Here is a 13448-nt window from a genome sequence, read left to right as displayed (position 1 = left end):
CCGCCGCTTGTAAACGTTCGACCCTGGCGCAATTCAGACGCCTCTGTTACCTTTCCGTGAAGACTTCCAATGGGTTCTCTTCCCTGCCTGTGACAATTGCTGCGCATTAGACCTTCTGTGGCATCGCACCGGGCGTCCGGAGTCGGTACGCCGCCCGCTCGTAGGCCACCGCGGCAACCTGCGGGGAGTCACTGGTTTCTCTCTGCTCGTGCTGCGCGCAGCACGAGCAGAGATCTGTCCGTTCTCAAGCACTTTGCGAGGGTGTCATGAAGATTGGTGATCTGAACCTCCTGTCAGACGGTGAACGGGACAGGCTCATCGCACTCGGCAGGGGTGCCGACCGACCCTTTCCGGCGGAGAAGACAATCGCCGATGTGTTCCGAGAGCGGGCAAGCGCATCTCCTGACGCAACCGCAGTGCTGTTCGGTGACGCGCAGCTGACCTACCGGGAATTGGACGAGTGGTCCGACCGGGTGGCCTGCGATCTCATCGAAGAGCATGGCATCGGGCCTGACCGGCTCGTCGCGCTGTGCTTCAGCCGAAGCCTCGAGATGACCGTGGCCATCATGTCCGTGTGGAAGGCCGGCGGTGCCTATGTTCCGCTTGACCCGGAGACCCCGGATGGTCGTGCGCGGTACATGTTGGAGGACGCCGCTGCCCCAGTGGTGCTCTGTGGTGAGGAGCACCGCGAGCGCATGGTGCGGTTGTCCGCGCCTTCCGGCGGTACGGCCGTCAGGGTCATAGACGGTCCCTCGCGGCGCTCTCGGCAAGGCGGCAGCCGCCCGGTGCCGAGTGTCACCGGCGCCCATGCCGGCGACCTGGCCTACGTCATCTTTACCTCCGGGACCACTGGCGCACCCAAGGGGGTGTCGATCGAGAATCGTTCCGTGGTGAACCATGTCTGTGCCAGCAGCGCCCGGTACGGAATGACCAGCCAGGGCGGGGAAGTCGTACTGCAACTCCTCAACTACGCGTTCGACGGCGGGGTCTACCCGATGGTCCTCGCGCTGCTGACCGGAAACACCCTCCTGGTGGTGCCCGATCAACTGTGGCGAAATAGTGCGGAGTTCACTGCGTACCTCAACGCGCACGGGGTCACGCACATCAACGGCACACCAACCTTCTTCCAGCACATCGGACTTGGAAACGTCCCCACTCTGAAGCGGCTGGTAGTCGGAGCCGAGGCTCTCGATGCCGCTTGCTTCCATGAGATGACACGGGCCAACGAAGTGCCCGTCTTCAACGAGTACGGCCCCACAGAGGTCACCATCTCAACGGTCTCGCACACCGTGCGGGAGTTCGACCTGGCGATCGGCCGGCCCCATGACAACGCACATGTGCTGGTGCTGGACAAAGCACTGCGTCCCGTGCCAACAGGCGCCGTGGGGGAGGTCTACCTCACAGGCCCGGGGCTGGCACGCGGCTATCTGAACCAGCCGGGGCTGACGGCGGAGAAGTTCATCCTCAACCCTTTCCAGACCGACGTGGAGAAGGCCGACCTGTCGTACGGCCCCCAGGGGCGCAACGCCCGCCTGTACCAGTCAGGAGACCTCGCCCGCTGGCGCTTGGACGGCGTGTTGGACTACGTCGGCCGCAACGATTCCCAGATCAAGGTCCGCGGGTTCCGGGTCGAAGTCGCCGAAGTCGAGGCGGTCATCGGTAAGTTTTCAGGTGTGACGCAGAGCGTGGTCCTGCCTGGCGTACCCGCTGAGCGCCGCGCGGAAGCAACTGGGGTCGACTCCCTCGTCGGGTTCTACGTCGCCGACGCCCCGCCGGCTCCTGAGGAACTCCTCCGGCATCTGGAACTCAACCTGCCCGCATACATGGTCCCCGGCGCGCTGGTGCACATCTCGGAGCTGCCGATGACAGCAAACGGCAAACTGGACACCCAAGCCCTGCGCGATCTCCAGCCGGCGGCCCAGGGCGACGGCGTAGCCCCCCAGACAGAACTTGAGACCCGGTTGCAGGCACTCGTCGCGGAGATCATCGGTGTGGAACCCGAGAGGGTCGGCCTGGAAGACGATCTGTTCCGCCTCGGCCTCAACAGCCTGCTGGTCATGAGACTCATCGGCCGGCTTGAGACCGACCTGCAGATCGACATCACCATTGCGTCGTTGTTCACGTACCCATCGATCGCGGAACTGATATCAAGCCCCGACTTCGCCAATGCCGCATGAAAGGGGCGTAGTCCAGCATTGCGGCAGGTTCTGCCCGAGTTGTGAACCGCGCTGCTGAACCGCCGCGTAACCGGACCGCGCATCACGCACCTGCCCGTGACGGTCACGGTGTCTGGTGAGTCGCCCGGCAAGCCGGAGCGCACTGACTATCGCCGACCGGTGTGGATGCTCGCACCTGTGCGGCCGTCGTAGCTGTAAGAGGACTGATGATGGGACTCAAGATGCCCGGAGAGTGGTCGATGTCCGTACCGGATACTCCGGTCCAGTCGCTGGGATCCTCCAGCGAACCGGTGCTGTGCGAGATGTTCGCGATCCTGTTCGAGGTGGATAGCGTCGACGCCGATGCGGACTTCTTCGACATGGGCGGCACTTCGGTGCTGGCCACCCGACTGGTCGGCCAGATCCAAACGGTCTTCCCGGGGGATATCACGTTCAGTGACCTCTTCGAGAATTCCACCCCCAGGGGACTGGCGAAGGTGCTCGACCAGGCGGTGGCGGCGAGCCCGCGCCCCCAGCCGGCCGATCGCCCTGCGGCGATCCCGCTGTCCCCCGGCCAGTCGACGTTCTGGTTCTACCAACAGTTGCGCGGACCCAGCGCGGATCACAACATCCTGCTGTCGCTGAAGCTGACCGGGCCACTGGATCGGGACGCGCTCGCCTGGGCGTTCGATCGGCTGATCGACAGGCACGAGATCCTGCGTACGGTCTTTCCCCGCGATCAAGGCGAGCCCCACCAGGTCGTGCTCGACCCGGCCGCCGCCCGGGCGGGACTTCGCGTCGTGGACGTCGCCGACGGCCAGATCGCCGCGGAGCTGTCGTGGCGCGCCGCGCTGCCGTTCGATCTCACCACCGAGCCTCCGGTGCGTGCCTGGCTTCTGGCGACCAGCTCGGACGAACACGTCCTGCTGATCTCCCTGCACCACATCGCCGGCGACGGCTGGTCGATGGCCCCGCTCTGGAGTGACTTGTCCGCCGCATACCTCGCGAGGCGCGACGGACTGCAATGGCAGCCGCAGCCGCTCGCCGTGCAGTACGCGGACTACAGCATCTGGAAGCGAGACCTCCTGGGCCGTGAGTCCGACGGCCAGAGCATCATCGCCCGCCAGGCGCGATACTGGACACAGAACCTCGCCGGCCTCCCGGAAGAGCTGCCGCTCCCGGCGGACCGATCGCGTCCGGCGCGGTTGACCGCACACGCGGACGGCGCGCCGTTCACCATCTCGCCGGACGCCCATCGCCGGCTTCTCGCACAGGCGACAGCCGCACAGGCCACCCTGCTGACGACCCTGCGCGCGGCCGTCGTGGTCCTGCTCGCCAAACTCGGCGGCGGCGGCGACATCCCGATCGGCGGCCTGGTGTCGGGTCGGACCGGTCCGGGGCTCGAGGAGGCCATCGGCTTCTTCGTCAACACCCAGGTGCTGCGATGCACCTGGGACGGAGACCCGACCTTCGACACGGTGATTGGCCGTGTTCGCGAGGCCGAAATGGGGGCGTATGCCAACCAGGACATGCCGTTCAACCGGATCGTCGACCTGCTGAACCCGGTCCGGCTCGCATCCAGGAACCCGCTGTTCCAGGTTATGGTCGTCCTTGAGGAAGGGACCGGTGCCGGGCGCGACCTCTTCGGTTGCGTCGCCGAGCCGCAAGAGGTGGATCTCCCCGGCCTCCCGATGTTCGACCTGTCCTTCAACTTCACCCTGCCAGAGGCGGACGAAGGCGCCGGCACCGGTATCGAGGGCTGGCTCGGATACAGTCCCGACCTCTTCGACCGCTCGACAGTGGAGCGCATCGCCGAATACGCCGTACACATCATCGATGCAGTGACCGAGAATCCGGGTACGCCGCTCAGTGAACTCGCCGTACCGCTGCCGGTCGACGCCCGGCCGGCGAGACGGACCGCTGTCGACACGACGGTCCCGGTGACCGCAGACACTGCCACACGTCCCCGCACACCGCGACTGGACGCCCTCTGCGGCGCGTTCGCCCAGGTCCTCGGAGTGGAGAAGGTCGGGGTCGACGACAACTTCTTCGGGCTCGGCGGACACTCCCTGATGGCGGTGCGCCTGGTGAGCCGCATTCGCTCGACGCTCGGCACGGAACTGCCGGTACGCGTGGTGTTCGATCAGCCGACACCGGTGGGGATCGATCGGTGGCTGGACCAGGCCGAGGCGGGAGCCGGCAAGGCGGGTCCTGCCGCCGACGGCCTGGACGTAGTGCTGCGCATCCGTCCCGAGGGCGCCCGGACGCCGGTGTTCGTCATACCCCCTGCCCTTGGGCTGAGTTGGTGTTACACGCCGATGAGCCGCTGGCTGGCGGACGGATTTCCGATATACGGCCTGCAATCACGTGGAATCCGCGGCGACGGACCTGTCGGCCAGACGCTGACGGACATCGCGACAGACTTCGTCGGCGAGCTGCGTCGCATCCAGCCGAACGGCCCGTACCAGCTCCTCGGCTGGTCATCCGGCGGCAACGTTGCACACGCCATGGCCGTGATGCTCGAAGCCGCTGGAGAAGAGGTGTCCATGCTGGCGCTCCTCGACAGCTACCCCTGGGACGGCGAGCAGACCGATGCGGCGCAGAACGTCGAGACGCCTGAGGTCGACGAGCAGCTGACAACGGAGGAGCTGCGCCGAGTACTCCAGGCGTCGCCGGGCACGGCGGCGGCCATCCCCGCCGAATACCTTCCGGCACTTGCTCAGGTCTTCGCGAGCAACCGCAGCGCCCTGCTGCAGCACCGATCCGGCTGCTTCGGCGGGGACGTTCTCATGTTCACGGCGGCGGACAGCGTCGAACAGGGGATGGACCCGAGCTCGTGGCAGAAGTTCGTCGACGGCCGACTGAAGACCTGGTCCGTGAGCGGCAACCACTACGAGGTCTTCGGCCCGGAGCCGTTGGAAACAATCATGTCCGCCGTCAATGCGGAGCTCATTGCAGCCCATGGCCGGAATCGGGCACCTGCGACGCAGAAGAGAGGAGTGGCCGGATGAGCGACAACACGTCGACGTCCACCGTCGACACCACGGAAGTACTGCTGGAGATCTGGCAGAAGTTGTTCCGGGACCAGCAGGTCGGTCTCGAGGACGACTTCTTCGAACTCGGCGGGCACTCGCTGCTCGCCACTCGCGTGATCTCCCAGGTTCGTGCTGCGCTCGGCAAGCGGGTCAGGTTCAAGGACATCATGGAATGTCGCACGATCGCGCGCCTGTCCGCCCGGATCGACGAGGAGAGGTAACCGGCCCGTGCCTCCGAGGAGAGAACAGGACATGCGTCGAGGAACCGTGATCATCGTCGAGCCGTACTCGTCGGGAAACATGCTCGCGCCGGCCTTCCGGCAGGGCGGCTTCTCGCCGTGCGCCGTAACGTTGTCCGGGCCCTCGGCGCCGAACTCCGCGACGCTTCGCCTGTCCGACTTCGACGAACACATCGCCTACGCCGGCGGTGAACTCGGGCCGCTCGTCCGCCGGTTGCGAGAACTCGATCCGGTCGCGATCGTGCCGGGGACCCATACCGGCGTCAAGCTGGCCGACGAGCTGGCCTCCGTGCTGACGCCCAAGCTGGCGAACGCGCCAGACCTCGGATCGGCGCGCCATCACAAGGGCGACATGATCGCCGCTGTCGCTGCGGCGGGCTTGCCGACGATCAAATCTCTGTGTACGTCCGACGCCGGCGACGCGATCACCTGGATCACCCGTGAGGGGTTGTCCGACCGTGATCTGGTGGTCAAACCTGTCGACTCGGCTGGTACGGACAGCGTCCGGTTCGTTCCCGGCGGACATGATCTGCGTGCCGTCGTCACAGAGTTGCTCGGATCGGCGAACCGATACGGGTCGCGCATTTCCGAGGTGCTCGTACAAGAGCACGTCAAGGGCGTCGAATACGCCGTGGACACTTTCAGCTACGAGGGCAGGCACACGGTCAACGACGTCGTGCGCTACCACAAAGTCTCCAGTCGGCGACACATCGCCCTGTACTCGAGCATGGAAATCCTGCCGATGGGCGCACCGGGCAATGACGCGATCATCGACTATGCCAAAAGGGCCCTCGATGCACTCGGGATCACGTTCGGCGCCGCCCACACTGAGGTGATGGTCACGGAGGCCGGGCCGCTGCTCATCGAGGTCAACGCCCGGCTCTCCGGCGGCGGGCATCCGTGGACCTGCGAGCTGGCGACCGGCGACAACAGTGTCGACCGCATGGTGCGGTACTTGACCGGGGACCGGAACATCCCTGACGGCTACCCGCTCCAACTCACCACCCGCGCAATCTTCTTCGCTGTGCGATCCGCCGGAGTCGTCAGCGACCTCTCCCGCCTGGACGCCATCATGGACCTGCCCAGCTGCTACAACCTGCAGGTCAGCGTTGAAGACGGAGACTACGTTCCGGAGACCGCCGACCTCTTCGACGCGCAACGGCTCGGCATGGCGGTCCTGGCGCACAGCGACCCCGCACAGGTCGCCGCGGATCATCGAGAACTCCGCCGAATTGCCGTGGAAGCAGGGCGTCCAGGTGGTTTCACCATCGATCCGAACCAAGACGACATGGAGTAGCAATGGAGCAGACGGCCCCGTTCGTCGTCCACACGGCAGCCGATTCGTACATGCGTGACCTACGCGATCCAACGATCGTGCCGGTGCTGAGCGTCGACGACAACCGGCTTGCCGCCCTGGCGAGCCTGATGGGAGCACCTACCGGGCGCAAGGACCCGGATGTCTCGGGCACGCTGGTGGTGGCGCCGGCCGGGTCGACGGCCACGGCCGTGGGACGGGCACTGGCAGATCGCGTCGATGGCTCGTTCATGGCGCTGCCCACCGGCGGACTGGGCCGGATGCTCGACGCACGCCTCGAAGTCACGCAGGTAGTCTTCATCGCTCTGCACGACGAAATCGATCTCGACGTGGTTACCGACTCGCTGCAGGCCGTCAACGCATACCGGCATGATGGCCGACACGCCACGATCGGATTCCTGATCGGGCCGGACCTCTCCGAGCTGAGTTGGCTGCTCGCCAAGGGACTCAGCTGTCATCTCCGGAAAGCTCCGGAGCGCAGCCGGCTGACCGTGATCCCTTGGCTGCGTCAGCCTGCGGCGGCGAGCCGAATCCCGGCCGCCTCAGACGATGCGGACGCCGCGCAGGAATGGGTCATCGGCGACCGGGCGACCCGCGCGGTGCTCGAGCCCATGCTGTTCGAGCGGCACACCGGACTGGTGTCCTTCGCGTCGGCCGGCCGAGAGCATGCCCTGATCCTCAACGACACCGTGATCTGCGGCGACCACGCAGGACACCGGGGGCCGTCCGACCATGACGCGGGCACACCGAGCTGTGCCTTCTCGGACCGCTGCTTCCGGGACGGCGTCCGGGCGCGGGACGTCATCAAGGCGGTCCACGTCCACGCCGATATCGTGTTCGCGAATTCGTGCATGGCCTGGCGCCCCGGCACCGGCCTGGTGGCGGCCGAGTACCAACTGGCGGGCGCATTCCAGTACGGGATCCCAGCGGCCTACATCGGCGCCATTCATCAAATGCTGCCGAACCTCGCTATCAACGAACTGGTCGGCACCGCGACGGCGGCGGGCACGGACGCCGGGCGGACCTGCGCCGCGATCAACGACCACCTCCGGGCCACCGGTCGTGAGCTGCCCTACTTCGCCCTCCTCGGACTGCCCTGGGTGACCGCGGGAGCTGGATCCGAACCGTCCACCACCGACGCCGAGCCCACCGCCGGCGTGCACGATGGCGTCCGCGACCTGAAGCCGCAACTGCTGCGACTCGGCCGGACCGTGCGGGCACTCCGCGAGTTCGAGCCGACCGGATTCATGCCACCGGACGGAATCGTCGCCATGGAAGCCGAAGTCCTGGAACTCTCCCGGACGCTGAAGAAGAAGGCCCTCGGCGCGGAGCCCGCCGAGAAGGTCCTCGGCCCGCTGCGCCGGCTTGACGGCCTGATTGCCGAGGCCGAACTGAGCGCAGTCGCCGACTTCCACGAGTTCGGCAAGATGAGCCACTCCGCCCTCAACGAGATGTGGGAGGGCATTCTCGACACGAGTGTCCGCCCGATCGACGAGGCCTGCCCGTACTGCACGGGCCGGCTGGCGGAACTTGTGGGGCGGCACCCGGTGTACGAGCAGGTTGGGCGTCGCATGCTGATCTGCAACGTGTGCGGGCCGATCGCCGACTCTCCGCTCGACCCGGTCATCAGAGAGGTGCTCATTGAATGCCCGAGTGTGTGGAAGCGGCCGGGCACCGTCACCGTCGACGTGCTGATGACACCCGCCGCGAGCGTCTCGCAGGAGATCGTCGCGGCCGGTGCCATCCATACGTCGGGGGCTGCAAACTACGGTGTGGCGTTTCCGGACGCGCAGCGGTTCGCCATCATGCCTGGGCCTCCTACACGGATGCGCGTGAACGCCACGCTGAGCACCGAGGCGTTCGCGCACCACGAGCACTTCGTCAGGTTCGTAGCCGTGGCGGGAGGGCGCGTCCACTATGCCTCACGGCCGGTAGCGGTCTCGCCGACCGCGTGAGCTTCACTCCCAGTCTTCCAGCAGTTCACTGGCGAAGGCGAGATCCTCGCAGATCGCGCGGGCAGCGTTGATCCCGCTGCTCGCCGCGCCGGTCCACATGAAGTACGAGGACCCTTCGACGTTCCCGGCGCTGTAGACCAGCGGATTCGACGTCATTCCGTACAGGCTCGTCTCGGGGAAGCCCTCCGCCGACAGATCGAGGTCGAGCTCTTCGGCGAGCTTCCGGTGGGGCTGGACCACATCGCCGAGCAGCAGGGTGTCGGCGGTGAGGGTCTGCCCGTGGGCCGTCTCCAGGATGACGCCGCCCGCCGGGTTCGTGGAGGCACGGAGGACCTCGTCGCACCGCACTTCGACGTCGTGGCGGGAGAGCAGGCGGGCAAGTCTTCCCCGGCTCGCCGATGGATCACTGACGAGTACTGTCATCCGCTTGGCGAACTGCCTTGACAAGGCTGCCATCTTGAGTGTCTCGTCCCCAGTGCCCACGCAGACGAAGTTGGTGCCATTGCGCTCGTACGTGTGGCAGTAGGGGCAGTCGAAGGCCGCTTTGCCCCAAACACCGTCCGGCAGCCAGGCCGGCAGGACGTCAACGCGGCCGGTGGCGAGAAGCAGTCTTCTGCCGCGCAGACCGGGATGCGCGCCGCCCTCGACGACGACGTGGTCCTCGTACGCCTTAACGGATGTGACCTCGTCCCACAGCATGGTCACGCCATATCGAACGGCGTCCTGTTCCATCTTCCGATAGATGTCCGCTGGGGAGGTCCCATCTGCGAACGGGACGTTGCTGACCGAGCTCGCCGACGAATTGCGGCGCAGAGGCTTGGAGATGACGAGCGTGTTTCGCATGGAACGGCCGAGCATGGTGGCCGCGGTGAGGCCCGCCGCTCCCGCACCGATCACAATGACGTCATAGAGATCGTCGTACATCGAGACTCCCCTTGATAACTCCGAGACGGTCGCTACCGGGCGGGCTGAAAGAGCTCCCGCAGCGCTGCGCGATCGACCTTGCCCGTCTGGCTCACCGGAAAGGTCCGGCATACGAGCACGCGACGGGGCTCCATGTACCTGGGCAGCCATTGACCCAGCTTCTTCTTGACCGTCTTGGCGTCCAGCTCTGCCGAAGCCCTCAGTGCGAGGGCCAGGTAGGGCGAGTCTCCGTCGTCCAGCTTCAGGGCAACCGCCTCGTCGACGTCGAGGACCCGCATGGCCACCTGCTCGATCTCGCCGAGCTCGATCCGAAACCCGTGGATCTTCACCTGCGAGTCCAGGCGGCCGAGGAATTCGACCCAACCGTTCGACGTCCAGCGAGCACGATCGCCGGTCCGGTACATGGTGAAATCATCGTCTTGGCCCCACGGATCCGGCAGAAAACGGTCCGCCGTCAGGGCCGGATCGCCGAGGTACCCCGCGGCTACGCAGACACCGGCGATGTACAGCTCGCCCGGTTCGTCGATGTCGCAGGGGGTGAGGTCTTCGCGAAGGACGTAGTACCGGCTGTTCTGCATCGGATGCCCGTACGGGATGCTCCGCCACGACGGGTCCACCTCGTCCACAACGAAGTCGTTCGACCAGACGCATGCCTCGGTGGCACCGCCGAGCGCCACCAGAGCCGCGCGCGGGAACTCACGACGGAGAACCTCGAGGGTGTTCAGCGGGATCCAGTCACCGCTGAGGAAGACCCGACGAAGCTGATCCCGGTGCCGGCGGGACGATTCGTCGAGCAGCAGCATCACGGCCGTGAACATGGCCGGCGCGGAGTTCCACAGCGTCACCCGGTGCTCGACGAGGGCGATCGCGATCTCCTCGAGCTCTTCCAGATCGGCATCGGGGAGCAGGAGAACACTCGCACCGGCAGCCAGGGCCCCGAAGAGGTCGTACACCGACAGATCGAAGCTGAACGACGCGACCTGCAGCAGGATGTCGCTCGGGTCGATGGAGTTGCGCCGATTGAACCACTCGATCAGGTTCACGACGCTGGTGTGCCGGACCGCCACCGCCTTGGGCCGTCCCGTGGAGCCCGACGTGAATATCGTGTAGGCCAACTGGTCTGGTCCTACGGGTCGGGCGTCGTGTTGCCGGACGGACGGTCGAGAGTCGGATCTCGCGAGCACCTCGGGCTCACTGCCGTTGCGTACCGCGATGATCGTCATGTCGTCGCCGATGCCGCTTGCCCTGCCGCAGTACGGTTCCGTGACGAGGACGTGTCCGATGTCGCTCGCCTTGAGTACCTCCGCCGTGCGGCGCGCCGGCCATCGTGGATCCAGCGGGACGTAGTAGGCGTCTGCGCGTAGAACCGCGTGGATCGCGACGACGGCCTCCGGCACGTGATCGACCAGCAGGCCGACAGGTGTGCCCGGAAGGACGCCGTGCGCAGCGAGATGCTCGGCGAGCAGTGAGCTCTCGGCCGCGAGTTCGCCATGCGTGAGCGCGACTCCGGATGTCGTTCGAACGGCCGGATCTTCGGCGTACTTGACTGCGGCCGAATCGATGAGATCCATGATGCGACTGGTCGCGGAATAGTCGTAACGTGTCTCGTTCGACTGTTCGACTGGGCTCGGGTGTCGAGCCGACTGATCGGTGGTCATGAGACGCTCCGAAGGTCGCAAGGGCGTGACTGAGCGGTCAGCCGTCGGCTGACCCCGGCCGGTGCACCAGCCGAGAACCCACGGATCAGCCATCGCGACCGCACCGGCGCCATGATGTCTCCCCAGGGAGTTGGTTGGGACGGGGTTCAAACTAACGATGAGGGGTTAGGCCGTGGTTATGCGTGCGGTCCGATCCGCTCATTGCTCCGAGAGGACGGTCGACCGGTCCAAGTCGCCGAACGCGCCGCCACGGACAGTGTCGTGGGAAGGCCCGTGCCACGCAGTCGGCCGAACACCGGGCCGAGGACGCACCTGGGGCCGGCGCGGCATCACGCCGGTCTGACGTTCAGCGGACGCAGGTCGGGGCGCCTGTCGGTGGCCGGACTGATCGCGATGCGGCCCGGCTCGCGGACCCGGCTGTGCCACCGGCTGATCTCCGACCCGGCAGGCAAAGGCAAGCGCCGCAGTATGGGCGAGCGCGACGTCATCGCGCTGACCGACGGCGTTCACCAGCTCGTCAAGGCGCCGATCGTCCTGGTACGGGACCGCCTGAACACGCAGGTCTCCCACGCCATGCGCAAGTGCGGCTCTACCAGTGGCCCACCTTCCGGGCCGTGGCGTCGGAGTTCGCCGGCATCCGTGACAACCCGACCAACGAACTGGTGATCCACAGCATCGAGGAATGGGGTGTGCGGGAGTCCGAGGAACAGCCCTCGTCGACGTAACCGCAGGAGAACTGCAGCGTCGTAGCCTCGTCCCGGCGGCCGGCTCTGCGGTGAACGTTGAAGAAGAAAGCGGTCCCAGGTGGTGGAGGACGGCACGGAGGGCTCGGCTGCAGGCGCCCGGCGATCCCTGCCGGTGACCGTCGGCACAGTGGCCGGTTCGCTGTGGGACTCAGGTGCCAGGACGGCCTCGATCGGGAAACCGTCGTCGTGGCCCTGCTGTTGGGGGTGGTCTTCCTGATGCTGCAAGTGACGGGCCCGGTCGCCCAGGCGGTCGCCGAATCGCTGGGCCGGTCGGTGTCCCAGGGTGGACAACCAATGCGAGGCGAACGGGGCGTGCTGCCGGCTGCGTACGTCGGGGCCGCCGGGCAGACCGTCGTGCAGTTGACGCCGTCGATCAATCGGGCGCTCTGGGGGGCTTCCCACCGCACCAAGTCCGCCGGCCCGTCAAGGGCGGCCATCGTGCGCGCACGCCTCGCCGACCTGATCGTCGTCGTCGGCCGAGGACGCCTCGCGCAACTCGGCGGCCATGACCACCTGACGGCCGAGCGCGACGGCAGCCACCAAGACCTCTACGGGGGGCAGTCCCGTGCCCACGCGTGACGACAGCCACCACGGCTCGGCCACCGCAACGGGCCGGTGGTTCCCCACTCCTTCCGCCCCCGGGGATTGCGCCGTACGCCTGTTGTGCCTGCCCTACGCGGGGGGCTCACCCGTTGTGTATCGGGCCTGGGGCAAGGCACTTGCGGGCACCGCGGACGTACTCCCGCTGTGCCTGCCGGGCAGGGCCCATCGGTGGGGCGAGCCGCTCGAGGACGACCTGCACAGGATCGCCGACGCCGTGGTCGAGGCCACCGCCCCGCTGCAGAGTGACCTGCCACTGGCGCTGTTCGGGTACAGCCTGGGCGCACTGCTGGCCTTCGAGATCGCGCAGGGCCTGGCCCGACGGGGACGCCCTCCGCTCCTCCTCATCGTCGCGGCCTGTGCACCGCCGCGTGAGTGCGGAGCGCGCCCCCCCCAACACAACCTGCCGGACGAGGAGTTCATCGCTTTGTTGCGGGACATGGGGGCGACTCCCCAGGCCATCCTCGACGACGAGGAGATGCTCTCTTTGCTGCTTCCGATGCTGCGCTCCGACTTCGCGCTGGCCGACCGCTATCGCCACACGCCCGGCCCCGTCCTGTCCACGCCCATCGTCGCGTTGGCGGGGCACAACGACCCTGAGGCCGGACCCGAGACGATGGCTGGCTGGGCCCGCGAAACGCAGCAGCCCCTGCGCCGACTCGACCTGGATGGCGGCCATATGTTCATCGAGGAGGAACAGGCGACGGTCATCGCGATGGTGCGGGAGGCGCTGTGCACCGAACTGGCACACAAAGAGCGCTGAACTTATGGGAAACGCGGAGAGTGCAAGGCGATTCAGTGGCGTCAGCCTTTGGTCGGC

The 13448-nt window shown here is 66.7% G+C and carries 10 protein-coding genes; 8 read left to right on the top strand and 2 right to left on the bottom strand.

Annotation, left to right across the window (positions count from 1 at the left end; genetic code table 11):
* The first annotated feature begins 266 nt into the window (after window positions 1-266).
* The 5 genes from ACFWBW_RS14330 to ACFWBW_RS14310 all read left to right on the top strand — a co-directional run bounded on the left by ACFWBW_RS14330 (window position 267) and on the right by ACFWBW_RS14310 (window position 8700).
* A complete protein-coding gene (locus tag ACFWBW_RS14330; protein WP_385371938.1) occupies window positions 267-2177 on the top strand; it encodes an amino acid adenylation domain-containing protein in 1911 nt (636 codons plus the stop codon).
* Window positions 2178-2383: 206 nt separating this feature from the next.
* Window positions 2384-5167, top strand: a complete 2784-nt coding sequence (locus tag ACFWBW_RS14325; RefSeq protein WP_385371935.1) for a condensation domain-containing protein — start codon at window positions 2384-2386, stop codon at window positions 5165-5167.
* Complete coding sequence (locus ACFWBW_RS14320; RefSeq protein WP_385371932.1) at window positions 5164-5412, top strand: phosphopantetheine-binding protein; 249 nt, start codon at window positions 5164-5166, stop codon at window positions 5410-5412. Before ACFWBW_RS14325 ends, ACFWBW_RS14320 begins: the two co-directional genes overlap by 4 nt.
* A 46-nt stretch (window positions 5413-5458) precedes the next feature.
* Entirely contained in the window at window positions 5459-6727 is a 1269-nt protein-coding gene (locus ACFWBW_RS14315; protein WP_385371929.1) for an ATP-grasp domain-containing protein, read from the top strand.
* A 2-nt stretch (window positions 6728-6729) separates the two neighbouring features.
* Window positions 6730-8700: a hypothetical protein gene (locus ACFWBW_RS14310; protein ID WP_385371926.1), complete on the top strand. Its 1971-nt coding sequence runs from the start codon at window positions 6730-6732 to the stop codon at window positions 8698-8700.
* 3 nt (window positions 8701-8703) lie between these two features.
* Here the strand turns inward: ACFWBW_RS14310 and ACFWBW_RS14305 are convergent, their stop codons facing one another.
* Window positions 8704-9624, bottom strand: a complete 921-nt coding sequence (locus ACFWBW_RS14305) for an FAD-dependent oxidoreductase (protein ID WP_385371924.1) — start codon at window positions 9622-9624, stop codon at window positions 8704-8706.
* A gap of 32 nt (window positions 9625-9656) precedes the next feature.
* Window positions 9657-11282, bottom strand: coding sequence for an amino acid adenylation domain-containing protein (locus tag ACFWBW_RS14300; protein ID WP_385371921.1), 1626 nt, complete (start codon window positions 11280-11282; stop codon window positions 9657-9659).
* A gap of 581 nt (window positions 11283-11863) precedes the next feature.
* Between ACFWBW_RS14300 and ACFWBW_RS14295 the strand changes: the two genes are divergently transcribed.
* The 3 genes from ACFWBW_RS14295 (at window position 11864) to ACFWBW_RS14285 (ending at window position 13391) form a co-directional block, all read left to right on the top strand.
* Window positions 11864-12007 carry a hypothetical protein gene (locus tag ACFWBW_RS14295; protein WP_385371918.1) on the top strand — a complete coding sequence of 48 codons (144 nt, stop codon included), beginning with the start codon at window positions 11864-11866 and terminating at the stop codon, window positions 12005-12007.
* Window positions 12008-12214: 207 nt separating this feature from the next.
* Window positions 12215-12607 carry a hypothetical protein gene (locus ACFWBW_RS14290; protein WP_385371915.1) on the top strand — a complete coding sequence of 131 codons (393 nt, stop codon included), beginning with the start codon at window positions 12215-12217 and terminating at the stop codon, window positions 12605-12607.
* Window positions 12594-13391, top strand: coding sequence for a thioesterase II family protein (locus ACFWBW_RS14285; RefSeq protein WP_385371912.1), 798 nt, complete (start codon window positions 12594-12596; stop codon window positions 13389-13391). The genes ACFWBW_RS14290 and ACFWBW_RS14285 overlap by 14 nt, the downstream gene beginning before the upstream one ends.
* Window positions 13392-13448 lie beyond the last annotated feature (57 nt).

Origin of the sequence: Streptomyces sp. NPDC059957 (genome assembly GCF_042730015.1) — a bacterium.
Taxonomy (GTDB): Bacteria; Actinomycetota; Actinomycetes; order Streptomycetales; family Streptomycetaceae; genus Streptomyces.
This window is presented reverse-complemented; position numbering and strand designations above follow the sequence as displayed.